This is a genomic window from Niallia sp. 01092 (assembly GCF_052318935.1).
In the GTDB taxonomy this organism is placed as follows: domain Bacteria; phylum Bacillota; class Bacilli; order Bacillales; family Cytobacillaceae; genus Niallia.
Genome location: NZ_JBQRKO010000011.1, coordinates 106,748 through 130,973, shown reverse-complemented (window position 1 = coordinate 130,973; position 24,226 = coordinate 106,748). Strand labels below are relative to the sequence as shown.

At 36.4% G+C, this 24,226-nt stretch carries 22 protein-coding genes; 14 read left to right on the top strand and 8 right to left on the bottom strand.

The window, feature by feature from the left end; genetic code table 11:
- Nucleotides 1-245: 245 nt before the first annotated feature.
- The 3 genes from ACTXGU_RS12495 (at nt 246) to ACTXGU_RS12485 (ending at nt 1,539) form a co-directional block, all read left to right on the top strand.
- The gene (locus ACTXGU_RS12495; RefSeq protein WP_443481850.1) at nt 246-1,064 is read left to right on the top strand and encodes a Cof-type HAD-IIB family hydrolase; all 819 of its coding nucleotides are present in this window, start codon (nt 246-248) and stop codon (nt 1,062-1,064) included.
- A 121-nt stretch (nt 1,065-1,185) separates the two neighbouring features.
- Nucleotides 1,186-1,341: a hypothetical protein gene (locus ACTXGU_RS12490; RefSeq protein WP_443481849.1), complete on the top strand. Its 156-nt coding sequence runs from the start codon at nt 1,186-1,188 to the stop codon at nt 1,339-1,341.
- Nucleotides 1,342-1,539, top strand: coding sequence for a DUF3813 domain-containing protein (locus ACTXGU_RS12485; RefSeq protein WP_443481848.1), 198 nt, complete (start codon nt 1,342-1,344; stop codon nt 1,537-1,539).
- A gap of 272 nt (nt 1,540-1,811) precedes the next feature.
- On the opposite strand, the gene ACTXGU_RS12480 is transcribed toward ACTXGU_RS12485, so the two are convergent.
- Together ACTXGU_RS12480 and ACTXGU_RS12475 are read right to left on the bottom strand one after the other, a co-directional pair.
- Nucleotides 1,812-2,546 carry a BsuPI-related putative proteinase inhibitor gene (locus tag ACTXGU_RS12480; RefSeq protein ID WP_443481847.1) on the bottom strand — a complete coding sequence of 245 codons (735 nt, stop codon included), beginning with the start codon at nt 2,544-2,546 and terminating at the stop codon, nt 1,812-1,814.
- 18 nt (nt 2,547-2,564) lie between these two features.
- Nucleotides 2,565-3,389 carry a YitT family protein gene (locus tag ACTXGU_RS12475; protein WP_443481846.1) on the bottom strand — a complete coding sequence of 275 codons (825 nt, stop codon included), beginning with the start codon at nt 3,387-3,389 and terminating at the stop codon, nt 2,565-2,567.
- 195 nt (nt 3,390-3,584) lie between these two features.
- Between ACTXGU_RS12475 and ACTXGU_RS12470 the strand changes: the two genes are divergently transcribed.
- Both ACTXGU_RS12470 and ACTXGU_RS12465 read left to right on the top strand, forming a co-directional pair.
- Complete coding sequence (locus tag ACTXGU_RS12470) at nt 3,585-4,445, top strand: DegV family protein (protein ID WP_443481879.1); 861 nt, start codon at nt 3,585-3,587, stop codon at nt 4,443-4,445.
- A 96-nt stretch (nt 4,446-4,541) separates the two neighbouring features.
- Nucleotides 4,542-4,673, top strand: coding sequence for a DUF3941 domain-containing protein (locus ACTXGU_RS12465; RefSeq protein WP_443481845.1), 132 nt, complete (start codon nt 4,542-4,544; stop codon nt 4,671-4,673).
- A 630-nt stretch (nt 4,674-5,303) separates the two neighbouring features.
- Here the strand turns inward: ACTXGU_RS12465 and ACTXGU_RS12460 are convergent.
- From ACTXGU_RS12460 to ACTXGU_RS12450, 3 genes are all read right to left on the bottom strand, one after another.
- The gene (locus ACTXGU_RS12460; RefSeq protein ID WP_443481844.1) at nt 5,304-5,459 is read right to left on the bottom strand and encodes a transposase; all 156 of its coding nucleotides are present in this window, start codon (nt 5,457-5,459) and stop codon (nt 5,304-5,306) included.
- A gap of 317 nt (nt 5,460-5,776) precedes the next feature.
- Nucleotides 5,777-6,382, bottom strand: a complete 606-nt coding sequence (locus ACTXGU_RS12455) for an IS110 family transposase (protein ID WP_443481843.1) — start codon at nt 6,380-6,382, stop codon at nt 5,777-5,779.
- Between the two features lie 385 nt (nt 6,383-6,767).
- Complete coding sequence (locus tag ACTXGU_RS12450) at nt 6,768-7,637, bottom strand: CvfB family protein (protein ID WP_443481842.1); 870 nt, start codon at nt 7,635-7,637, stop codon at nt 6,768-6,770.
- Between the two features lie 149 nt (nt 7,638-7,786).
- Between ACTXGU_RS12450 and ACTXGU_RS12445 the strand changes: the two genes are divergently transcribed.
- The 4 genes from ACTXGU_RS12445 to ACTXGU_RS12430 all read left to right on the top strand — a co-directional run bounded on the left by ACTXGU_RS12445 (nt 7,787) and on the right by ACTXGU_RS12430 (nt 13,222).
- Entirely contained in the window at nt 7,787-8,278 is a 492-nt protein-coding gene (locus tag ACTXGU_RS12445) for a YajQ family cyclic di-GMP-binding protein (RefSeq protein WP_443481841.1), read from the top strand.
- A 158-nt stretch (nt 8,279-8,436) separates the two neighbouring features.
- Nucleotides 8,437-9,300, top strand: a complete 864-nt coding sequence (locus tag ACTXGU_RS12440) for an SDR family oxidoreductase (protein WP_443481840.1) — start codon at nt 8,437-8,439, stop codon at nt 9,298-9,300.
- A 672-nt stretch (nt 9,301-9,972) separates the two neighbouring features.
- Nucleotides 9,973-11,733, top strand: a complete 1,761-nt coding sequence (locus tag ACTXGU_RS12435) for an alpha-glycosidase (RefSeq protein ID WP_443481839.1) — start codon at nt 9,973-9,975, stop codon at nt 11,731-11,733.
- Nucleotides 11,734-12,304: 571 nt separating this feature from the next.
- The gene (locus ACTXGU_RS12430; protein ID WP_443481838.1) at nt 12,305-13,222 is read left to right on the top strand and encodes a DMT family transporter; all 918 of its coding nucleotides are present in this window, start codon (nt 12,305-12,307) and stop codon (nt 13,220-13,222) included.
- A gap of 217 nt (nt 13,223-13,439) precedes the next feature.
- On the opposite strand, the gene ACTXGU_RS12425 is transcribed toward ACTXGU_RS12430, so the two are convergent.
- Nucleotides 13,440-14,516 carry a DNA alkylation repair protein gene (locus tag ACTXGU_RS12425; RefSeq protein ID WP_443481837.1) on the bottom strand — a complete coding sequence of 359 codons (1,077 nt, stop codon included), beginning with the start codon at nt 14,514-14,516 and terminating at the stop codon, nt 13,440-13,442.
- 257 nt (nt 14,517-14,773) lie between these two features.
- Nucleotides 14,774-16,621, bottom strand: coding sequence for an asparagine synthase (glutamine-hydrolyzing) (gene asnB, locus ACTXGU_RS12420; RefSeq protein ID WP_443481836.1), 1,848 nt, complete (start codon nt 16,619-16,621; stop codon nt 14,774-14,776).
- Between the two features lie 548 nt (nt 16,622-17,169).
- On the opposite strand from asnB, the gene ACTXGU_RS12415 reads away from it, so the two are divergent.
- Together ACTXGU_RS12415 and ACTXGU_RS12410 are read left to right on the top strand one after the other, a co-directional pair.
- Complete coding sequence (locus ACTXGU_RS12415; RefSeq protein WP_443481878.1) at nt 17,170-17,733, top strand: DUF2777 domain-containing protein; 564 nt, start codon at nt 17,170-17,172, stop codon at nt 17,731-17,733.
- A 162-nt stretch (nt 17,734-17,895) separates the two neighbouring features.
- Complete coding sequence (locus ACTXGU_RS12410) at nt 17,896-18,405, top strand: hypothetical protein (protein ID WP_443481835.1); 510 nt, start codon at nt 17,896-17,898, stop codon at nt 18,403-18,405.
- Nucleotides 18,406-18,521: 116 nt separating this feature from the next.
- On the opposite strand, the gene ACTXGU_RS12405 is transcribed toward ACTXGU_RS12410, so the two are convergent.
- The gene (locus ACTXGU_RS12405; RefSeq protein WP_443481834.1) at nt 18,522-19,493 is read right to left on the bottom strand and encodes an alpha/beta hydrolase; all 972 of its coding nucleotides are present in this window, start codon (nt 19,491-19,493) and stop codon (nt 18,522-18,524) included.
- A gap of 473 nt (nt 19,494-19,966) precedes the next feature.
- Between ACTXGU_RS12405 and treP the strand changes: the two genes are divergently transcribed.
- From treP to treR, 3 genes are read left to right on the top strand one after another with little or no spacing between them, the layout of a single operon-like run.
- Complete coding sequence (gene treP, locus ACTXGU_RS12400) at nt 19,967-21,412, top strand: PTS system trehalose-specific EIIBC component (RefSeq protein ID WP_443481833.1); 1,446 nt, start codon at nt 19,967-19,969, stop codon at nt 21,410-21,412.
- A gap of 51 nt (nt 21,413-21,463) precedes the next feature.
- Nucleotides 21,464-23,134, top strand: a complete 1,671-nt coding sequence (treC, locus tag ACTXGU_RS12395; RefSeq protein WP_443481832.1) for an alpha,alpha-phosphotrehalase — start codon at nt 21,464-21,466, stop codon at nt 23,132-23,134.
- Nucleotides 23,135-23,154: 20 nt separating this feature from the next.
- The gene (gene treR, locus ACTXGU_RS12390) at nt 23,155-23,874 is read left to right on the top strand and encodes a trehalose operon repressor (RefSeq protein ID WP_443481831.1); all 720 of its coding nucleotides are present in this window, start codon (nt 23,155-23,157) and stop codon (nt 23,872-23,874) included.
- The last annotated feature ends 352 nt before the right edge of the window (nt 23,875-24,226 follow it).

Here is a 24,226-nt window from a genome sequence, read left to right as displayed (position 1 = left end):
CAAACCTTTACAGAAATAAGCTAGAAATGATGCATATATTATAATAAAATTTTATATGTATGTATTGGATAGTAAATTAAGTGTATCATGAAGTGTTTAATTTTTCTAAATTTTGCCCTTATAATGCAAAAGGGAACAACAAGTTAAAAGCAAGCCACCGAAGAGATTCATCACATATCATGTGGTGACTTTTTAAACAACCACTTATAACTAATACTATTATAACCATACAAGAAGGAGAAACTATGACAGAAAAACATTTAATAGCACTTGACCTTGATGGAACATTATTAAAAAATGATAAAACGATTTCTCCCCTAACCAAAAATGTTATTCAAAAAGCACGGGAAGCCGGACATATTGTGATGATTGCTACCGGGAGACCTTATCGTGCAAGTGAAGCTATCTACAAAGAATTAAATTTAGATACACCTATCGTTAACTTTAATGGGGCATTTATTCATCATCCAAAAGATAAAAACTGGGGCTTTTACCATTCTCCGTTAGAAATGAAAACGGCAAAAAACATTGTTGAAGCATGTCATGATTTTTCTTTCCACAATATTGTAGCAGAAGTAATTGATGACGTGTACTTTCATTATCATGATGAGAAGCTAATTGATATTTTTTCATTAGGAAATCCGAGAACAACAACCGGAAATCTTCTTAATTTTTTAGAAGCTGCTCCTACATGTTTATTAATTCATACAGAAGAAGAACATGTTAAAAATATTCGCAATCATTTATCAGATGTACATGCTGATTTAATCGACCACCGCCGCTGGGCTGATCCGTTTCACGTGATTGAAATTGTAAAATCTGGCCTAAATAAAGCGGTTGGATTAAAAAAAGTGTCCGACTATTATCAAATTCCACAACAAAATATTATTGCTTTCGGGGACGAGGATAATGATTTTGAAATGATTGAATATGCAGGAAAAGGAATTGCGATGAGCAATGGCATAAGTCAACTAAAATCTCTCGCCAATGAAGTTACTCTAAGCAATGAAGAAGATGGCATTGCTGTTTATTTAAACGAAGCGTTAAATTTAAAAGCTATGTAATGAAAGTGGTTAACTTTACCGCCATTAAATCCTTTATGCTTGTTCCATACTATAGGAGAACAGTAATAATCTTTATTACTTTTATTACTGTTCATACCACTTATATTTGGAGGGATTACCTATGGGAGGAAAACGTAATAAATCAAAACGCTTTGTACAAAAGGGTGTAGACTCTGTATCTAAGCATGCTGAACGTATCCCTTATCACATGACCTATGCAGAAGCAGAAAGTTATAAAATGGCCAATGTGAAGGAATCTGCTCATGGAGGAATATAAATGGGAAATAGACTATTTCAAGAAGCAAGAGAAGCAGTTGAATCAGTGAAGTCCGCTCAAGGACAAGATGTTCAAGATTTAATTGCAAAAGCCAAAAATGCAATTAGTTCAGCATATGCCAATACAACTAGTGCTGAACAACAACAATTAGCACAGCTGCAAAAAGAACTGGAACAAAGTGAAGGCAGCTTATCGTAAAAGTAAGATTGCAACAAAATTTTCAGGCTGAATGAAAACGTTTGTCTATCGAGGAACGACCCTTTTTGAGAAGCGGCGGCTAACAGGAAGTTAGTCAGAACGACGTTGCAACAGGACGTTGTATATTTAGTCATTCATCCACTTTTACCTGGTAATGAGCATCGCAAAAAATGGGAGTGACGAAGAGAGCGAACGTTTTTCAACAGCCTGTAGCTCCACTTACAGTAATCATTGCATTACTGTAAGTGGAGCTTTTTGTTTTATCTGCAGCATTATGATGGGAAAACCTCTAACTTCACCGGAAATGGTTTCGTATAATTTTCCGCTTGCTCAATAATATATAAAATAAGTGTTCCGTTCATTGGAAGGTCTGCCTTAGGAATCTTAATATGTATGCGAAAATACCCATCTGCAGATTTTTCTACTACTTGGTTGGAAAGCAGCTCATAATGGCCATCTTCTACCGTGTATAGCAGTTTATTTGCTGTATTAGCAATTCCTGTTACCGTATAAACTCCTTTCGTTCCTATCACTTTTATGTTTTTATACACCATATTTTCTTCTGGAACAGCAACTGTTGAGAATGCCTTAATACTATCTTTCGGATTATTTAACATCGGAATAAATGCAGCTTCTATAGAGTAGTCGCCTGGCTCTACTTTTTCCCCCTCGCATTTGTAATCCCATATTTCTTTCCATACATACGTTTCATGCGGATTAATCGTCTTATTCTGAATAGCCTGTAAGAAATCTTTATGAAGAGAGTATCTGAATACTTCTTCTCCGTTTTCCGATTTAATGACAATTTCATATTTCTGGGAGGAAGCAAATCGTAATTTTTTAGGTTGATCGCTGAGATTGCTTACTTTTACTTGCATTTCCACTTCATCTGTTCTAGGCAATGCGTTGACGGAAAAACGTATACTTGTACTTCCTTTTGCTTGAACATCACCGAAAAAAGAGAAACAGTATAACAAAACGGCAACGATTATACAAACTCGCTTCACTAAAAAAACACCTCAAATCTACTCTTTTCTGAAAAAACCAAAAATCGCTGTTGTTTGCACAATATTAGTAAACGCATTAGGATCTACTTCTTTTATAATACGTTCTAAATCAAATAACTCATAACGAGTGATGACAATCATCATCATATTCCGTTCTTCATTGGAAAAAGCTCCCTTAGCAGGAATCATCGTAATTCCTCTAACTAGCTTTTCATGAATGGCTATTTTTAATTCATCTGATTTTTTCGTCACAATCATAACAGTCAGTTTTTGATGTCGTGTATGAATAGCATCAATCACCCTTGTTGCTGCATATAAAGTAACTAGTGTATACAATGCTTTTTCCCATCCATATAAATAGCCTGCCGTTAAAATAATGATGCTGTTTAGTGTAAAAAAGTATGTGCCAACAGGCTTATCTTGTACCCTCGAAAGGATCATCGCTACAATATCCATCCCACCGGATGAAGCCCCCCATTTCAATGTAAATCCAACTCCTACTGCTGAAATAACACCGCCAAAAACAGCATTTAACAAGATATCGTCTGCATAGGCATTCACTGGTATTATTTCAAGAAAAAAGGACATAAAAACTACACTTAAAAAACTATATAAGGTGAATGATTTCCCTACTTTCATCCATCCTAATATGGCAACAGGTATGTTTAAAAGAAAGAGTAAAATCCCTGTTGATAATGGTGTAATTCTGGCGATAAGCTGGGCAACACCTGCGAAGCCACTAGCATAAACGTCTGCTGGAATTAAAAAACAATTCATCGCAATGGCATTCAACAATGCCCCCATAATAACAACACTTAATTTTTTGAACGGCAACCAATACATATTAATCCTCCATTTATAGTAATTTTTACTATATTGCTTTTCCTATTCGTTGTTTTTTCAACCCAAAAAATATACACTATGTATGCACCTATTTTTCAACAATCACATAGCAAACATACATACCAGCAATCAATATATCATAAAGTTAACGATACGAATTGTTTTTTAAATATTCAAGAAAGAGGATGAACAATGATGACGTTTAAAATCATGGCTGACAGTGCTTGTGATTTACCTTTAAACTATTATGAAGAAAATGATGTTACCCTTTTTCCATTAAAGGTCTATCTCGCTGAAGAAGAATATGAGGATTTAAAAACGATTACGCCCGAAACTGTTTATGATGCTATTCGAAATGGACAAATACCAAAAACATCACAAGTTTCACCAAATGTTTTTAAAGAAGTATTTACAGCAATGGCAGAAAACAAAGAATCAGGCATATACATCGCTTTTTCTTCCCAATTATCAGGTACTTACCAAACAGCAGTGATGGTATATGAACAAGTGAAGGAAGACTATCCTGACCTGGAATTGACCATCCTAGACAGTAAATGCGCTTCTTTAGGATGCGGATTAATCGTTCAAGAAGCTGTTAAACAACGAAGCCTTTTCAAAAAGCTGACAGAAGTTATTCCAACTCTGCAATTTTATTGCAACCATATGGAGCATTTATTTACAGTGGAAGATTTGGATTATTTAGCACAAGGCGGACGTGTTTCCAAAGCTTCTGCATTTATAGGAGGCCTTTTACAAATCAAACCGCTTCTTCATGTAGAAGACGGCAAGCTTGTTCCTTTAGAAAAAATTCGCGGAAAGAAAAAACTAATTCGTCGAATGCTGGAGCTAATGGAAGAAAGAGGAACAAACCTTTCGAATCAAACGGTTGCCATCAGTCATGCTGACGACGAAAAAACGGCACTCGAGTTAAAAGACATGATAAATGAAAAGTTTCATCCTAATGATGTATATATTTCATCGATTGGAGCTGCTATTGGTTCCCATACTGGTGCAGGAACGATTGCTTTGTTCTTTTTAAATCAAACGGCAGAATAGTACAGGATAAAGCATTCGTACATATTCTAGTCGCTTTCCAACCATACTAATATTGTTCACCTTATAATAAAGCAGAACAATGAAAGGAGTATTTTCATGCCACATACTTCTGATAATGATAAAAAAGCGAAAGATAAAAATGCATTGCGTCATGAAAAGAATATGATGCGAGAAAAAAATCGCCAAAAAGGGAAGCACCAATACAGCAAAAAAACAGATCATTTATAATAACATCAGCGTCATCATGAAAATAATCTGTTTAAAAAAATTACTTAAAGCTGCACTCCAATTGTTTCAATTGGAGTGCAGCTTTTTCATCGTCTAGCGTACAATGTCAAATACTTTTTCAAGTTTTTTGGGTAACTTAAACACACTTACTGTAATTTCCTTTTTTTACAAGTAACAATTAACCAAGTTTCTTATAAAATAGACGCCATTTTCTTGATTCAGAAAATGGGTATACACTCGCTTCTTGGTCTGCATGGATGCATTCTGGCATAGAGTACAAATTAAAATTAACGTACTAATCCGCATTTACAGGACGAGTGGGATAAAGCTAGACATCGAGGTCAGAGGCCTCAGGAAATTAGATACGATCTCCACTCGAACCAAAAGAATGGCGTCTATTTGTTTTATGTTTTTTAAGCTGAAATCGGAAGTGTTAGCTTTTTCATCATTTCCTGTTTGTAATGAAAGCTTGCGTTATTACATTCAAATGGTTTTTGTTTTTTTAGCATCGCAAAAGCTATTCTGATGAACTTGTTTCCCATAGCGATATATATTTTTCCAGCTCTTTTCCCTTTTTCTTTTAAACGAGTATAAAAAGGTTTGAGTGTATCGTTGTGGACGGAAAGAGTGTTAACCATCTTCTGATCCAGATTGCTTTATGGTTGGATTCGTCCCTGCTTTTTTAATAAGCTGACTAGCACTTGTATAATGCGAGAGATCTCCCATTTCACAATAGATCTCGGCAGCTGTTACAAGGCCAATACCTGGAACGGTTAGAAGAAGCAAGCCCTCTGTTTGGATGAAAATACGCTCTATTTCTTGTTCGTAAGCTTTAATGTTTTGGGTATGCCATTCGTAATCCCTAAGTTTTTGTTTTAAGATATAGAGCTCGCTAGAAACATCCTCAAGGGGTTTAGAAACACTTTTACTGGCTGCGTAGAGAAGTTTTTCAATCGTTGTTTTTCGTATTTTTAAATTGTGTTCTTTAGATAATCTGCGTAACCCTGTCTCTCCTAGCTCTAATAGTTGAGAAGCATGTGGGAAGTGAGTTAAAAGATGTAAACTTGCTTTTCCCCAAAAGTCACTAAAGATTTTTCTAGTCTTTATTTTTTGTCTACCAATACGCTAAAGCCTTGGTACTCACGAAAAATGTGATCATGGATGGAACGAATCTCTACTTTCATTCGAGAACGCTTATTGATTTCGCTTCTTCGAGCCCTGGTAAGGTGTTGAAGCTGTTTATAAACTCCTGTCGTCAGTTTAGCATTTGTCGCTTTATTACCAATTAAGGCTTCCGCAATTAAATAAAGATCTATATCATCTGTTTTGGTATAAGTAAGATGTTGTTTCCGTTCCTCGTGTGTAGAAGCAGGGTTGATAATGTGAACAGAATAGCCCTCCTTCGTTAGGATGCGAACAATGTCTTCATAATAATGACCAGTTGCTTCTATTCCAATAAACACTCTTTCTGCTTCACAGGAGATCTTGGTGTTCTCTATTTTATCCAAAAGGTGCTTTATTCCTGTTTGGCTAACCATAAACGAGAAGGGGGCTTCGAACACTTCTCCGTAGTAATTCAAAATCATTGCTTTTTGTAGTACCTTTGAAACATCGATTGAAACCAGTAAAACTTTTTCTAAATTAGCACCACGAATTTCTTGTGCGAATTGACTTCTTCTTAATCCTTGTTTACCATTAAGTAGTCTCATTGACTATGTCCTCCTTGTCGGGTGGGTGATTGAGTAAACTTGGTTAAGTACTTCAATCGTAACACAGTCACTGGGGCTTTTTTGTGTCTAAAAAGATTATTTCATACACCAGGAAATTATAAATGAAATGAGATTGTGGATAACTTGGCGGTTGTGTCCGCATCCAGCTTCGACGTACAGGACGTACTAGTGCCGATGTTGCCACAGACGTGGCGCCTTTAATCGGCCAGCGCCTAGCTCTTGTGAAAAATAACCCATGCCTCTAAAAGTAAAAAGCACTTTTTGAGTCATGTGAACATTTTTCTTCAGAGCTGTTCAAGGCGCTTGCGCATTTGTTTTTTATGGTGCTTCTTGTTGGAAAAGCTGGTTTCACTTTCTTCGTCCATCAATCTTTTTTAAGATAAGTCCAGCCTTCTTCTTGATACACTTTATTTTCTTTCATTAACTTTCCTAGTGCACGTTTAAAAGAGCCTTTACTTATGCCAAATCGTTCTTGAATATCTTCTGGCATGCTTTTGTCGCCATAAGGCATCGCACCTTTTCTCATTTCTAAATAATCTAGAATATTTTTCGCATCGACATCTAATGCTTCTTCTTTTCTTGGCAATAACGATACATTGATTGTCCCATCTTCTTTGACATCAATAATTCTTCCATTTACTTTTTCGCCTAGTCTTGGCTCTCTGCCTCGCTCTGTTTCATGGATAAACCCTTTAAAACCTTCTGCTGTATAAATCCAGCTTCCTACCTTTGCCGTGCGGTAAATATGACCGTGAATATTCTTGTTAAAATCTTTTCTTACCGCTTTTGTGGAAATGCTTTCTATCACTGGATCTGTTGCAGGCTTTACATATAAGAAGTTATTACGGTTTACTTTTAATGTAATATAAAGCATATCACCAACTTCGGGCCATATATCATCATGGACAGGAAGATCATCTTCCCCAAGCAGCATATCTTTTTTTAAACCGATATCAAAAAAACAGCCTACTCCTGATTTGATATCTGTAACCTTTACCCAATCGTATTTACCAACTGCAATCGTTGGAATAACCGTACTAGAGCATGCTCTTCCTTGCGAGTCTGTATAAACAAATACGCGGACATCATCCCCTATTTCCCATTTTGTATCTGTTTCGTTAAAATGAAGCAGAATATCTTCCTCTCCAGCTTCCACTTGTAAAAAATATCCGAATGATGCTTCTCTAACAACGGTTGCTACTACTTCTTGCCCTATATAATCTCTTAAAGACACTGTTTTGTCCTCCTTGATAAATCCATCTATTTTCATTGCAAAAATACACATAGTTGTGACAACTGCTATATTTTACTATAATACAAACATAAAAGAAATGGGGGCCGTTCTCTCTAGCAGAGATGGCCCTGCCAAACAGGAGGTAAATGATGGCGAAAGAAAGCTCATTTGATATTGTATCAAAAGTAGATATGGCGGAAGTTGCCAATGCGATTCAAATTGCGAAAAAGGAAATTCAAAACCGTTATGATTTTAAAGGAAGCAAAAGTGATATTACACTCGATAAAGAAGAACTAGTACTAGTTTCTGATGATGAGTATAAACTAGAACAATTAAAAGATGTATTAATCAGTAAAATGATTAAGCGTGGAATTCCTATTAAAAACCTTGATTACAGCAAAGTGGAAGGTGCATCAGGCGGCACCGTTCGTCAGCGTGCGAAGCTTGTGCAAGGAATCGATAAAGACAATGCAAAAATTATCAACATGCTTATTAAAAACAGCGGTTTAAAAGTAAAAAGCCAATTACAGGATGATCAAATTCGTGTTACAGCAAAAAGCCGCGATGATCTTCAAAGTATTATCGCTACTGTAAGAGAATCTAAAATTACAGTCGATGTTCAATTTGTTAATTACCGCTAATAAAGTATTTCAGGCTGATTACGAATTCTTTTCTATGAACTCTCCTTTTTTAACATGGGAGAGTTTTTTATATCTTTTTCAAACCCTTATTTTTCCATGTTTAATTATTTTTTCAAGGAGAAAATAATTAAATAGGAAAACGAAAAGGAGTGAAAAAAATGAGCAACAATCAAAATCAAACGTTTCCCCCACAACATCAGAATCACCAACCTGGCATCCAAACAGAAATGAATCCTGCACCTGTAGAAGTAAATCCAAATTATAAAGGTTCTGGCAAGCTGCAAGGAAAAATTGCCATTATTACAGGCGGCGATAGCGGAATCGGCCGCTCTGTCAGCATTTATTTTGCAAAGGAAGGAGCAAATATTGTCATCGTTTATTTAAATGAACATGACGATGCTAAAAAAACAAAACAGTTAGTGGAAGCAGAAGGCGTAAAATGCTTAGTGCTTGCTGGTGATATAGGGGATGAGAATTTCTGCAAATCCGTTGTCGAAAAGACTATCACTGAATTTAGCACCATAAATATTTTAGTAAATAATGCAGCAGAACAGCATCCACAGCAAAGCTTGCTCGATATCACAGCGGAGCAGCTGCAAAAAACATTCCGTACGAATATTTTTTCGATGTTTTATTTATCCAAAGCAGCACTGCCTCATCTAAATACAGGAGACAGCATTATCAATACCACCTCTATTACTGCTTATAAAGGAAATGATACACTGCTTGATTATGCTTCTACAAAAGGAGCTATTACATCCTTTACTCGTTCTTTATCTCAATCACTTGCCAAACAAGGGATTCGTGTAAATGGTGTAGCCCCTGGACCTATATGGACGCCATTAATTCCATCGACATTTGACAGCGGAAAAGTGTCAACATTCGGTGCTGATACACCATTTGGCCGGGCAGGGCAACCGAATGAACTAGCGCCAGCATATGTTTACTTAGCAAGTGAAGACGCTGCTTATGTAAGCGGACAAGTAATTCATGTAAATGGTGGAACAATCGTTAACGGATAGTACGAACAAAAGCGCAAGCGCCTTGAACAGCTCTGAAGAAAAATGTTCACATGACTCAAAAAGTGCTTTTTACTTTTAGAGGCATGGGGTTATTTTTCACAAGAGCTAGGCGCTGGCCGATTAAAGGCGCCACGTCCTGTGGCAACATCGGCACTAGTACGTCCTGTACGTCGAAGCTGGATGCGGACACTACCGCCAAGTTATCCACAATCCCATTTCGTTTATAATTTCCTGACGATAAAAAAAGAAGGTAGGACACAAAACAAAAATGCCCCACCTTCGTTTTTTTTGAGTCTGCATATAAGCACTCTCTTTTCAATTTCATCAATAGCCTACCTATTTGGCGGAATTATTGCTCGGTTTCACAGGATTTCCTCTATAATATGGAGAATACAAATTAGATAAGCTGTTTTCTCAAAGTTTGTTGTTTTATACGTAAAAAAATGGGAGAAGAAGTACTCAGCAGACTGAATACACGTAGACTCCTGTGGGAATGCGAGAAAGACGAGACCCCACAGGAGCGTATGCGACGAGGAGGCTCGACGCTCGCTAAACGGACGAAGTGTATTCGGGCTGCGGGTTTAAAAGCAACACTCTATACGAAAACAGCCATTAGATAAGTATTGTTTTGGTTATGCTAGTGAAAAATTTTTTAAGGGAGAGAAAATAACGATGATCGATTTAACCTCCATTTATCATAGAGCAGCAGATAATTATTGCTATCTTTTTGACGAAGAAACGCTTCATATTCGCATCCGTACAAAACGGGATAATGTTTTGGAGATAGTTTTATTATATGGAGATCAATATGAAATAGTCGACCATCAATGGATAACATCCCTTCAACCTTTAGAAAAAATAGGATCAGACTCTTTATTTGATTATTGGCAAGTCGCAATTAAAGCCGAGCATAAACGAATACGCTATGGCTTTATTTTAAAAAACACGGAGCAGGAAATGACGTTAACGGAAAAAGGATTTTTTTCATTTATTCCAGAAGATTCCGGCTTTTTCTTTTGTTTTCCATATATGCATAAAAGCGATGTGTTCTCCTCGCCAGATTGGGTTCAGCAAACGATATGGTATCAAATTTTCCCAGAACGTTTTCGTAATGGAGACCCACTTTTAAACCCAGCTCATACAGTCGAATGGGGGCAGGAAGAACCTAGTTTAACGAATTTTTTCGGAGGAGATTTTCAAGGGATCATCGATTCCCTTGATTATCTTCAAGATTTAGGAATTAATGGAATCTATCTTACACCTATTTTTTTAGCAAATTCCAACCATAAATACGACACGATTGATTATTTTACTATCGATCCTCAATTTGGAAATATCAACCTTTTGAAAAAGCTTGTGGAAGAGTGTCATAACCGAGGAATCCGCGTTATGCTTGATGCCGTTTTTAATCACTGCAGTGTCGAATTCCTTCCTTTTCAAGATGTATTGGACAAAGGAGAAAAATCGCTGTATAAAGACTGGTTTCATATTCATAAATTCCCGCTTAAAGACGGCGACACGATCAATTATGAGACATTCGGTTTTTATGAATATATGCCAAAGCTTAATACAGCTAATGAAGAAGTGAAACAATATTTATTAAAAGCTGCAGCTTATTGGATTGCAGAATGCCAGATTGACGGCTGGAGATTAGATGTAGCCAACGAAATTGATCATCAATTTTGGCGTGATTTCCGCACTACTGTTAAAGCAATAAAACCCGACCTTTTTATTTTAGGAGAGGTTTGGCATGACTCTGTTTCTTGGCTTAGAGGGGATCAATTTGATTCCGTTATGAACTATCCTTTTTTACACAAATCGTTGCAGTTTTTTTCCTACGATATAATTTCTGCTCATCAATTTACCGAAGATTTAACAACGATTCTTCATTCCTATTCGGATAATATCAACCAAGTTTTATTTAATATCCTCGGCAGTCATGATACACCTCGTGTATTAAATGAATGTCGTTTTCGCAAAGAACGAGTCAGGCTATTGTTTACCTTTTTATTCACATTTCCTGGAACACCATGCATTTACTACGGAGATGAAATCGGTTTAGATGGCGGCAATGACCCAGGATGCCGTAAATGCATGCCCTGGCAAGAGGAACAGCAAGATCTAGAGCTTAAAGACTATATAAAAACATTAATCTCTATACGTAAAGAAACTTCATTATTAACGAGCAAAGGTACTTTGTATTTTTTGCCTGCTGTTAATAATTGTTTAGCCTACTATAAACAAAAAGACAATCAAGTTGTATTTGTCTTAATTAACAATAGCGATACTGAAATCGACTATGTTCTGCCCTTTTCTTTAAGTGGAAAAAAAATAAACTTGCTGCTGACCCAGCAGGAATATGCAGCAGAATCAGATGAACTTTCTGTTACGTTAGCTCCTTATGAAAGCAATATATTATCTTTTTATATTTAGGCTCTGTTAAAGCCTGTTGATTTCCACTCCAGGCATTCGCTTTTCCGCGGGCGGTCCGGGAGCCTCCTCGGCGCTTTACGGAGGTCACTGAAAAAGTGGATGCTATGAAATATAGATAGGGAAAATCAAGCATTTAGAGGTTTTCGTTCGGTTTTCCGAGGCTTACCACACGCTTTCCGCGGGGCGAGCGCCGAGCCTCCTCGTCGCTTTGCTCCTGTGGGGTCTCGCCTGTCTCGCTAATCCCGCAGGAGTCGTGCGGACGCCTCTCCTAACCAACATAATGGTCGTTTTCAAACTCTCTATACCATTTTTATCCTACTAAATATAAGGGTTTTATCTGTAATTTATATAATAAAACATTTCTTCAGTTGCCTCGCTTTACGCCTGTGGGGTCTCCCTTTGACTTGCTTTTCCCACAGGAGTCTCACGCTTTCCGCTCCAATCAACAAAGTGTCTATATCAACAATCAGCTTTAACACAGCCAATATTTAAAATATCATAAAAACTCTTCTTGTCTAACCCTTAATCTAGTACTATGGTAGTGTATGAATTATTAGACAGGGGGAATACCATGAAGCAAACAGACAGCTCCAAATCAATTGGGCTACCTTTAGTTATTTCGATAATTGCTATTTCTTTTTCTGCTATTTTTGTTAAATGGTCTGATGCGCCTGCAGCCATTATAAGCATGTACCGGATGTGGCTGGCATGTATATTAATGCTTCCAATGGTTTATATAAACAGACAGGATTTCAAAAAATTATCAAAGAAAGACTGGTATTTATTATTTTTTTCTGGAACGTTTTTAGCCTTGCATTTTGCTTTATGGTTCAGTTCGTTAAAATTAACGACCGTTGCAAGTTCAACGATTATCCTTGCATTGCAGCCAATTATTTCTTTAATCGGTGGATTTATTTTTTTTAAAGAACGGACTACCTCTTCTACCATCATGACGATGGGGATTGCCATTATTGGAGCGATGATGATTGGCTGGGGAGATATCGGTTTAGATAACAAAGCTTTACTTGGGGACTTTTGTTCTTTTCTCAGCGTCATTGCAGTGGTAGGCTATTTATTAATCGGACAAAATATTATAAAAAAAATGTCTCACTGGGTCTACACTAGTTGTGTGTTCTTTTTCGCAGCATGTTTATTAACTGTATACAATCTTTTAATCGGTGAATCTTTAACAGGTTATTCTGCAAAAGAATGGGGCATCTTCCTTCTTCTTGCCATTGTTCCTTCTCTTGCACATGTCATCAATAATTGGCTTCTTAATTATGTGAATGCCACTACCATTTCGATGAGTATTTTAGGAGAGCCAGTAGGTGCTAGTATATTAGCCGTAATGTTGCTAGGTGAACGATTAATTGGCTGGCAAATTGTCGGCGGATTATTTGTATTAGCAGGTGTGTTCTTTTTTCTATCTGGAAAAAGGAACGGAGCGACGCCTACTTTAATGGATAAAAATAGTGATAGTGCTGTGTAGTTTATTTTTTAGGCTGTTTTCGTATAGATTGTTGCTTTTAAACCCGCAGCCTGAATACACTTCGCTTTCCGTGGGCGAGAGTCGAGCCTCCTCGTCGCATACGCTCCTGTGGGGTCTCGTCTTTCTCGCATTCCCACAGGAGTCTTCGTGTATTCAGTCTGCTGAGTACTTCTTCTCCCATTTTTTTACATAAAAAAAACAAGTTTCTATTTTTCATTCATTCTGTTACATCAAAGTCAATTGAAGCTTTTTCTACGCCATTAATGATAATGTATAAAGTATGCTGTCCGGGATAATGCTTTCTTGTTGATAAATCTTTAAAAGAATGTGTTTTGGAATAAAGTTTTCTTTCTTCCTCTTTCAACACCGTTTCCGATAAATGAAATACCTTTCTACTGCGGTTTCCATTTGCCTTTACATAATCTATTGCATATTCTACTCTTATTTTTTTTCGAATCGGAGCGAACACTTCAAAGGAAAACGACATGCTTTCTCCAATAGATAATTGGGTTTGCTCACAATGAACCGCTGTCATTTCTATCGATTCCCCTTCATTATATCCAAAAATTTCAAGCACTCGGCTATCCCCTTTTTTTAACAACGTTCTACACGCATGCTTTACAATCCAATTAGTATATGTATTATCTCCGTACCACGATGTTGCTAGCTCTACAGCTAAATTTGGATGCGTTTTGGAAATATCATTAAGATTATTTGCGACACTTTTTCGAACATATAAAGATTCATCCGCCTTTAATGCTTGTAAAATTGGCAAAATGGTCTGTGGATCTTTTTTTAGCTTTGGTATAGACATTCCCCATGGCAATCTTGGACGACAGCCTTCACTTGCCAGCCTGCGCACATGTTCATTATCACTTTGTGCCCAAATTTGCATTTGCTGCAGCATCGATTCCTGATCTTGTAAAAGAAATGGTCGTACTGCAAATTCTGAAGTCGAATATTCGGTTAAAAACTCTAATGCTGCAAGCGATTGTTCCCAGTATTCTAACCCATACACTTCTACATAATCAGGAAAAATAATTCCCTTTAGCCCACTAAAAGCGGGCGCAATTTTATAAAAACAAGCCAAGACGTCCTCATAGTCTATTGTAAACGTTGCATGTAAAGAAACCGTTATTCTTCTCATTCGTTCTTTTAATGCTAACTGTTCCCAATCTTCCTGAAAGACAGAAACAAAAAACTGCTGCTCATCAAAAGAACTGCATTCCTGCTTAATTGCTTGTCCTAAGTTCTTTACAAAGGTTTGATTGTATATATTTTTTAACGGCTCCATTCCGACTCCTTCTTCTACTTTGACCTTCTTTCATTATAAACGAACAAACGTTCTTTCGAAAGTAATAAACCTAGTTCTGTTTAGGAACTAGGTTCAGAATGTCGAAAAAGTAAGACTGCAAAATTTCAGGCTGATTGAAAACGTTTGTCTATCGAGGAACGACCCTTTTTGAGGAGCGGAGTTACCGTTTTTGGGTAATGAGCACCGCAAAAAACGGGGAGTGACGAAGAGAGCGAACGTTTTTCAACAGTCTGAAATCAATCTACCACATTAATATTATAATCCTTAAACCAATAATGCATTTGTGCCAAATGGGCAAGTAATTGCGGTCCTGTCATCAATTGGCCAAACCATGGTTCTTTAAAAGCAGAGCCTTCTGTTTCAATAATTTGCGTTAGACGTTCTTTTTCAAAGAATTCGTATAAAGCAGAGCTTTTATCTGCTAATATATCCGTTAACATATTTTTTACCGTTTTCGTATAAACTGGGTTATGCGTTTTCGGATACGGACTTTTCTTGCGATATAGAATTTCTTCCGGAAGAATTCCTTCCAATGCTTTACGCAATAAGCCTTTCTCTCTATTTTGATAATTTTTCATTTCCCAAGGTACATTCCATACATATTCTACTAGACGGTGATCGGCAAATGGCACACGCACTTCTAAGCTTGCTCCCATACTCATCCGGTCTTTTCTTTCTAATAATGTGGTCATAAACCAGAGCTGATTCAGATAAAATAATTCTCTTCGTTTTGCATCTTCCTTGCTCTCTCCGTCTAATTTTGGCGTTTCTGCCAATGTCTGATTATACTTATCCAGCATATACTCTTCTAATTTTAATTTTTTGCCCCAATCACCTTTTAATAAACTTTGTCTTTCCTGAATAGATCTCATCCAAGGAAATCCGCCGCGAGCTAAGTCAGCTTCTCTTCTAAACCATGGATAGCCGCCAAAGATTTCATCTGCACATTCGCCAGATAAACTCACAACAAAGTCCTTTTTTATTTCCCTGCAGAACCATAAAAGTGAGGAATCAACATCAGCCATGCCAGGTACATCTCTGACAATAACGGCTTCATGTAAATATTCAGCCAATGTTTCCTGAGTAATCACACAATTATGGTGAATCGTTCCAAATGTATCGGTCATTTTTTTGATATAGACACCATCTGAATTCGGCTGAAATTCATTTGCTTTAAAAAATTTATCGTTGCCCTCATAATCAATGGAATAGGTGTGAAGGGGACCTTTACCTGTTTTTTCATATTCATTTGATGCAATTGCCGTAATCGCACTGGAGTCTACACCACCAGATAAAAAAGTGCTAAGCGGCACATCGGAAACAAGCTGTCTTGTAACGGCATCTTTAAATAAAAACCGTACTTTTTCGACTGTTTCTTCAAATGAATCTTCATGTTTTTCACTTTTTACATTCCAGTAGCGCCAGATTTTTAAGCCATCTTGCGAAAACTTCAGCGCGTGGCCTGGTCTTAATTCTTTTATACCTTTAAAGATGCCAGAACCTGGTGTATGAGAAGGTCCTAAAGCAAATACTTCTGCCAATCCTTCACGATCTAACTCTGCTTTTACATTAGGGTGTGCAAGTAATGCTTTGATTTCTGAACCAAAAATAAATCCTGTTCCTACTTCGGCAATAAATACTGGCTTCACACCTAAACGGTCTCTGCCAATAAATAATCTATTTCTTTTTTCATCCCAAACTGCAAAAGCAAAAATTCCATTTAAGTATTGTAAACAATCTTCTCCCCATTCCATATAGGAAGCTAATAAAACTTCTGTATCAGAATGACCGTTAAATGAATATCCTTTTATTAGTAATTCTTTTCTTAAGTCTTCTGTGTTGTACAACTCACCGTTATAACAAATTGTATAATGAAAACCTTGTTTTTCTTTCGTCATTGGTTGAACGCCACAAAGAGGATCTACTACTACTAAACGTTTATGACCAAACCCTGCATGAAGTGCAGTCCATACATTTGTGTCATCGGGACCTCTTTTTGCCAATGTTTCTGCCATTGCTGATAATGTATCCGTTTCTTTTCTTAAATCTCTTTTATAATCAACCCAACCTGTTATTCCACACATCGTTATCATCCTTTCTTCGTGGAATTTTTGACTAGATGCCAATCAATATGGAGTATTCTATTCCGGAAAGAAGAAAATGGTTATTTGTCCATAGAAACTAATTCATTCTCTTGATTTTTTGAAGGGTATAACATCGTAGCCATCAACTTAAACATTTATCCATTTCGCGGAATTATTGAAATTAACGCGGGATTCACTAGCCTTTTCACGAAAGAATCTATTTTTTGTTAGCTTGATGGATATGGCTTATTACACCGTTTTTCTATACAAAAGCTTTATAAGTTTAGGCTGTTTTCTCAAAATTTGTTGTTTTTTATGTAAAAAAACGGGAGAAGAAGTACTCAGCAGCCTGAATACACGAAGACTCCTGTGGGAATGCGAGAAAGACGAGACCCCACAGGAGCGTATGCGACGAGGAGGCTCGACGCTCGCCCATGGAAAGCGAAGTGTATTCAGGCTGCGAGTTTAAAAGCAACAATCTATACGAAAACAGCCTAAGTTTAAAAACAATAAATTATGTCAAAAAAAGAAATTAACGGAGGAGGTTTATAATGAAACAGCAGCGTGCAAAACTGATTGAGTATCAAACCCGTGCGTTTACTACGGGAACTGTTGAATACATGAACGATCATTGGATTTTTTTTGATGATGAAACAGAGGAAGCCTCTACTTTAGAGGAATATATTCATCAAGAAATTGAAGTTTTATTATTAAATAATTGGCGGAAAGGCATCCTGTTAGAGGATGGAAGAGTCAACACTTCTGGTTCCACCCTTTCCCTTAAAAATCAGGATACAATCCGCATTCGCAAACACCTCGTTTTCGCCTTAGAAAGACTATTAGACGAAATTAGCGATGATAGCTTTTATCATTTTGTGACGACACTTAATACAATGAATTTTTCGATTTATGATTGTATTTACTGTTACAACCAATTAACTTTTCTAAAAGACGAAAAACGTAAAAGCGGCGTCAATATGATGATATTTGATAATCAAGAAGGATTATGCAGCGTCAATCACCATTTTTATTACAACGAAAAAATTTCCGATCGATTTGAATTTACCTTAAATACAGGCAAACGGATGATTATTGAGAAATTATCTTCTTAAGAGCTGAAAATATGTTTCAAAAAGGCTGACTTTTGTTAGTCTTTTTTTGTTGTTTGCATGTTTAGATGAAAATTTTTCCTGTTAATACGAAACTAATTAAGCATTAATACGTAAATAAATAATAACAAGTGCTGAAATTCTTCACTAGAAAGAAGGGATATTATGACACGGGAGACATTATATTTTACTGATAATTTTTTTTCAGCAGGAAAAACGACTATTTTCAATGAATTAAAGAAAGAAGTAGGCGTGCTTGATCTAAAGAGTGCTTTTACCTCTGGAGTAAGTGTTCTTGATACAGATGGTAATGCCGTCATTAGTGGAAAGTTCCCGTTAATGGGGAGTAGATGGAGAATCTATGATAATCAGGGCACAGAAATTGGAAACTTAAGAAATAAATTTTCTCTTTTATCTAAAAAATACGAATATAATGCATATGGTCGCGGGATATTTCTAATAAAATCAGAGGCTTTTTCTAAACAATATCAGCTGGTGAAAGAAGGAACGGAAGAAGTAGTTGCTGAATTTAATCGAATAACCGGTTTCTTTTCATCGCCTGCTTATCAGCTAATAAAATTTGATGACGTCCTCTTCATGGAGGAGTTAATAGTAGTTGTTATGGGCGTAAATGCAATTGAAAAAAGCATTAATAGTGCAGCAAGTTCATCTTGAGTGCCTGTCTAAGAAGTAAGAGGTTAATGCATATTTTATTTAACTATGTATTAACCTCTATGTTTTTGATTTAGGGTTTAAAAACTTCAAAGGGTATCACTTTTTTTAAACAGTCATTACCCTTTGATTTTATTTTGGAGAAAAGAAATGGTATCTGTTGCGATCTTTTTACGATGTAGGACGATTCCAGCATGTCCACAATGATAGATAAACCTTTTTGGTTTTCTCCATGACTCCCACAAGTAATTAGTATCTTCACTATGTACATATTGGTCATATTTTGCAGAGATTAGCAAAATATTATCTTTCTTCATAATAGGCATAGCTTGGCAAGGTTCTGTAATACGCCAATAATTGATTAAATCATGATAATTTACACCATGATGTTCTAAATCTTCCCTAATTAACTTCCCCGGTATGGTATTCCATATGGAATAAGAAAGACGATTAGCATAGAAAACAGAAACTAACGCATCAATTTGTGATTCAATCGTTGCAGCTAAATTTGTAATAAATCCGCCTAAGCTGACACCTATTAAGATGACAGGTCCTTTTTTATTTGCTTTAATCCATTGAATCAATGCTCTTAAATCAACCACTGCTTGTCTAGTAGATTGAACCGTCCGCTGGATATTGGCGCTTATCATATATTCTCCGCTGTAAAGTGAATGTTCTGGCTTCCTCTTAAGATGGTAGGGAAGAGGAAAATAATATAGATTCCACCCCATTTTCATAAAACGATTGTGAAATATTTTCTTCACGCGATCAAAAGAGTTCATACGCCATCCATGAACAAAGATAACATTAGGCGCACCTTCATTTTTATTTAAAAAAACATCTCCCACTAAGTGATCATTAGAGTGATCACCAGATGGAAGCAAGCTTTGGAATTTAAAGGTTCCTGCCTTGTATTTTCCGTCTTCATTATGTATGTCACAATGAATATCTATCGGATGTGTTTGATAAAATTCCATTCTGTCTCTTACTTCACTTATATCCGTGGAAAGTGAGGAATATTGAAACTCTTTGCTTCGATTTTTATGTAGCTGATTTAAGGCATATAAATCTATGATCTTTGAAAATATCAAAGTAAAAGCTCTCCCAACTGTTTAAAAATAATGGCATAATGCCATCTTACAAAAAAACTAATTATTTTGTAAGTTTAATCATACAAATTTTCGAGTTCTTTTGTTTTGTTTATTCTAATCCATCTGAAAATTTTTATTGTTTCTTCTATTTATAATTCTTTAGTCAAAAAACAGCCCTTCATTGTTATACCTTCTATCCTCATTAGGAAAAAGTTTTAACATAAACTTCCCTTTTAATTATCCTGCGACTATTGTAAACGCTATCATTTCATAATTTTCTAAAAATTCATTGACATCCCTGTACGTACAAGATAAAATGAAAGCGTAAACAAACCCTATACGTACAGGAAAGAAATCAACATAGTTTTTACAACTTAATGAAAACGCTTTTTTTGTTGAAAGGTATTATCGTTTTTATTTTTTTATCTTTTGTGAAAGCGTTACCTAAACATTAACTGAAGGGAAGAAAATCGATGAGTAAATTTACTGATCCAGCAAAAGAATTGCTGCAGTATATTGGAGGAAAAGATAATATTTCAACCGTAACCCATTGTGCGACAAGAATGAGATTTGTTTTAAATGAGCCAAGCAAAGCAGATGTCAACAAAATAGAAGCTATTAAACTTGTAAAAGGGACTTTTACTCAAGCTGGTCAATTCCAGGTTATAATTGGAAATGAAGTATCCTCGTTTTATAATGAATTTATAAAAGTTTCTGGTGTAAGTGAAGCTTCTAAGGATCAAGTAAAAGATGCAGCAAAGCAGAATATGAACTGGATACAACGGATGATTGCCCATCTTGCAGAAATATTTTCGCCATTAATTCCAGCTATCGTTGTCGGCGGGCTTATCCTTGGCTTCCGCAATATTATAGGGGATATTAAACTAGCGGCAGATGGTACGAAAACACTTGTTGAAGTTTCACAATTCTGGGGAGGCGTTCACTCTTTCTTATGGTTAATTGGTGAAGCGATATTCCACTTCCTTCCTGTTGGGATTACATGGGCAATTGCCAAGAAAATGGGCACAACCCAAATACTCGGAATTGTCCTTGGACTTACGCTAGTATCGCCGCAATTGCTTAATGCATATGCAGTTGCTACAGCAAAAGACATCCCTGTATGGGATTTTGGATTCGCACAGGTAGAAATGATTGGATATCAGGCACAAGTTATTCCGGCTATTTTAGCAGGACTGCTGTTGACTTTCCTTGAACGCAAGCTTCGTGCTATTACACCAAACTCTATTTCTATGATTGTAGTACCATTTTTGTCCTTATTGCCGACTGTTATTATTGCGCACACTGTCCTTGGTCCTATCGGCTGGAAAATAGGTGCTGTTATTTCTGCTGGTATATATGCTGGCCTTACTTCTTCTTTAGGCTGGTTGTTTGGAGCTGTATTCGGATTTTTCTACGCTCCGCTTGTTATTACTGGACTTCATCATATGTCCAATGCAATTGACCTTCAGTTAATGGGACAATTTGGCGGAACGAACCTTTGGCCGATGATTGCACTGTCCAATATCGCTCAAGGTTCAGCCGTGCTCGCTATGGTTTACTTAAATAGAAAAAATGAAGAAGAAAAACAAGTTTCCATCCCTGCTACTATTTCCTGTTATCTTGGAGTAACAGAACCAGCAATTTTTGGAATTAACTTAAAATATGGCTTCCCTTTCATTGCCGGTATGATCGGTTCTTTAATCGCTGGTGTAGTGTCTGTAGCATCCGGTGTAATGGCAAACTCTATTGGTGTTGGAGGAATTCCTGGAATCCTTTCTATCCAGCCGCAGCACATGATTATGTTTGCTGTCGCTATGCTGATAGCAATCACTGTTCCGTTCCTGCTTACGATTGTGCTTTCTAAAAAACCACAGTTTAATATAAAAACAGGATCTAAGCTTTTAAAAGTAAAAGGTTAAATGATAGATGGGAGAGCAATCTCCCTTTTATTTTAGCAAGGAGGACTATCAATGAAAGACTTTAAAAAAAGCATTGTTTATCAAATTTATCCTAAATCATTTAATGATTCAAACGGAGATGGACTTGGCGATTTAAATGGAATTATCGAAAAGCTTGATTATTTAAAAAAGCTCGGGGTGGATTATCTTTGGATTACCCCTGTTTATATTTCCCCCCAGAAGGACAATGGCTATGATGTAGCAGATTATACGTCTATTGATTCTCGTTTTGGAACAATGGAGGATTTTGAACGTTTAGTGTTCGAAGCAAAAAAACGAAATATCGATATTATGATGGATATGGTATTTAATCATACATCGACAGAGCACGAATGGTTTCAAAAAGCGATAAAAGGAGCTCCAAACTATAAAGATTATTATATTTTTAAAGAGCCAAAAATAGATGGCGGCCCACCTACCAATTGGATTTCTAAATTTGGCGGTTCTGCCTGGGAATACTCCGAAAAATATGGAGAATATTATCTTCATTTATTCGATGTTACACAGGCAGACTTAAACTGGGAAAATCCCATGCTTAAGCGGGAAATTTTTGATATAGTCGAATTTTGGCTGGAAAAAGGGGTAAAGGGATTTCGCCTGGATGTGATAAACCTTATATCTAAACCAGAAGTTTTCGCGGATGATGATTCGAGAGATGGACGGCGTTTTTATACAGATGGTCCAAAAATCCATGAGTATTTGAAAGAACTTAATAAAGAAACCTTTGGGAAATATGAAAATATTATCACCGTCGGAGAAATGTCCTCCACATCGATTGACCATTGTGTAAAATATTCTCGCCCTGAAGAAAAGGAATTATCGATGGTATTCAGCTTCCATCATTTAAAGGTTGATTACGAGAATGGCGAAAAATGGACGACAGCAGACTTTGATTTTCAAAAATTAAAAGAGATTCTCAGTTCCTGGCAGTATGGGATGCAGGAGGGAGATGGATGGAATGCCCTTTTTTGGTGCAATCATGACCAGCCGCGGATTGTGTCCCGTTTTGGTGATGATCAAAAGTATCATAAGGAATCAGCAAAAATGCTTGCTGCTGCCATTCATATGCTAAGAGGAACTCCTTATATTTATCAAGGAGAAGAGCTTGGAATGACAAATCCTTATTTTTCAAGCATTGATCAATATAAGGATGTCGAATCCATTAATTACTATAATATACTGAAATCTTCTGGAAGAATCGAGAAGGAAATAATGTCTATTCTCCAGGCGAAGTCCAGAGATAATTCAAGAACACCAATGCAATGGGACAGTTCACCTCATGCCGGTTTTACATCAGGTGAACCTTGGATTCAAACAGCGGAAAATTACAGAGGCATTAATGCAGAAAATGCCCTTGAAGATCAGGATTCTATTTTTTATCATTATCAAAAATTAATTGCTTTAAGAAAAAAATATGATGTGGTTGCATACGGAGAATATAACGAGATTTTACCAGGGCATGAGAACATCTATGCCTATACACGAAGCTACAAGGATGAGATATTATTAGTTATTAATAACTTCTATGGGCAAGAAAGCAAATTTGAATTGCCTAAGCAAAACCTTGTTGGCTATGAAAGTAAGATATTGTTGTCGAATTATCAAGATTCTAGTGATTCATATGCAAAAATGGTTCTTCGTCCGTATGAATCTGTTATTTACCTTTTAAAAGAATCAAAATAATAATATGTCTGGTGATGGAAATGAGCAGTAAATATGTAGCGCTTTACAGCGATATTGTTTCTAAAATTGAAAATGGCTCCTATACTACCAACTCTAAGCTTCCTTCAGAAAGCAGTTTAATGGAGCAATATGAAATATCCAGAGATACTGTCCGGAAAGCTTTGCATGCATTGGAGCAAAATGGATACATCCATAAAATCAAAGGAAAAGGCTCCTTTGTCATGGATTTCAGTAAATTTGATTTTCCAGTGACGGGATTAGTCAGCTTTAAAGAGCTTGCAGAAAAATTACATTTACAGACGAAGACGATTGTACATACACTGGAGCTTATACCCTCAGATTCTTTTTTGCAAAATCAGCTCGACCTGACAGGCAATGAAAAAGTATGGAAAGTTTTTAGAGCAAGAGAAATAGGCGGGAAAAAGATTATATTAGATAAGGATTATTTTCATCACACCTATATTCCATGTTTAACAAAAGAAATTTGCCAATACTCCATTTACAAGTACATTGAAGAAGAAATTGGACTACAGATAGGATTTGCCAATAAAGAAATTACAGTGGAGCCCTGCACTGAAGAAGATCGAAGTATTCTAGACTTAGAAAATTATCATATGGTCGTCGTCGTAAAAAGCACGGTTCACCTGCAGGATGGCAGCTTATTTCAGTACAGTGAATCAAGGCACAGACCTGATAAATTTAAATTTACCGATTTTGCAAGACGGATACAATTAAACTAATCTGGGTTGATGTTATCCCCTCTTTGTATAGCAATGAACTATTTATACTCTAGAGGGGATCAAGGCGACGAGTGTGAGTTTGTTATAGCGAAATCTAAAACTAAAGATAAAAGTACTTAAAAGGATTTAAAAGAACCATTAAAGTTAAAAAAACACACGTATTGAATTACAGATTAGTAGTTCAACGTGTGTTTTTTTTGACTATAGATTAAGTTATTTTTTTACTTATTCTACTAGGACAATATATTCCTTTATGAAACCTGAAGATACATATTAAAATTTAGAGGTCTTGGAAGAAAACCGCTGTAAAGTATCCCAACAAGAGAAACAATATTTGGATAAGAATCTTTTT

Excerpts from the sequence above, each read along its gene's own strand:
- ACTXGU_RS12495 (WP_443481850.1), top strand. The coding sequence starts at position 246 with ATGACAGAAAAACATTTAATAGCACTTGACCTTGATGGAACATTATTA.
- ACTXGU_RS12490 (WP_443481849.1), top strand. The coding sequence starts at position 1,186 with ATGGGAGGAAAACGTAATAAATCAAAACGCTTTGTACAAAAGGGTGTA.
- ACTXGU_RS12485 (WP_443481848.1), top strand. The coding sequence starts at position 1,342 with ATGGGAAATAGACTATTTCAAGAAGCAAGAGAAGCAGTTGAATCAGTG.
- ACTXGU_RS12475 (WP_443481846.1), bottom strand. The coding sequence starts at position 3,389 with ATGTATTGGTTGCCGTTCAAAAAATTAAGTGTTGTTATTATGGGGGCA.
- ACTXGU_RS12470 (WP_443481879.1), top strand. The coding sequence starts at position 3,585 with ATGACGTTTAAAATCATGGCTGACAGTGCTTGTGATTTACCTTTAAAC.
- ACTXGU_RS12465 (WP_443481845.1), top strand. The coding sequence starts at position 4,542 with ATGCCACATACTTCTGATAATGATAAAAAAGCGAAAGATAAAAATGCA.
- ACTXGU_RS12455 (WP_443481843.1), bottom strand. The coding sequence starts at position 6,382 with ATGAGACTACTTAATGGTAAACAAGGATTAAGAAGAAGTCAATTCGCA.
- ACTXGU_RS12445 (WP_443481841.1), top strand. The coding sequence starts at position 7,787 with ATGGCGAAAGAAAGCTCATTTGATATTGTATCAAAAGTAGATATGGCG.
- ACTXGU_RS12440 (WP_443481840.1), top strand. The coding sequence starts at position 8,437 with ATGAGCAACAATCAAAATCAAACGTTTCCCCCACAACATCAGAATCAC.
- ACTXGU_RS12435 (WP_443481839.1), top strand. The coding sequence starts at position 9,973 with ATGATCGATTTAACCTCCATTTATCATAGAGCAGCAGATAATTATTGC.
- ACTXGU_RS12430 (WP_443481838.1), top strand. The coding sequence starts at position 12,305 with ATGAAGCAAACAGACAGCTCCAAATCAATTGGGCTACCTTTAGTTATT.
- ACTXGU_RS12425 (WP_443481837.1), bottom strand. The coding sequence starts at position 14,516 with ATGGAGCCGTTAAAAAATATATACAATCAAACCTTTGTAAAGAACTTA.
- asnB (WP_443481836.1), bottom strand. The coding sequence starts at position 16,621 with ATGTGTGGAATAACAGGTTGGGTTGATTATAAAAGAGATTTAAGAAAA.
- ACTXGU_RS12410 (WP_443481835.1), top strand. The coding sequence starts at position 17,896 with ATGACACGGGAGACATTATATTTTACTGATAATTTTTTTTCAGCAGGA.
- treP (WP_443481833.1), top strand. The coding sequence starts at position 19,967 with ATGAGTAAATTTACTGATCCAGCAAAAGAATTGCTGCAGTATATTGGA.
- treC (WP_443481832.1), top strand. The coding sequence starts at position 21,464 with ATGAAAGACTTTAAAAAAAGCATTGTTTATCAAATTTATCCTAAATCA.
- treR (WP_443481831.1), top strand. The coding sequence starts at position 23,155 with ATGAGCAGTAAATATGTAGCGCTTTACAGCGATATTGTTTCTAAAATT.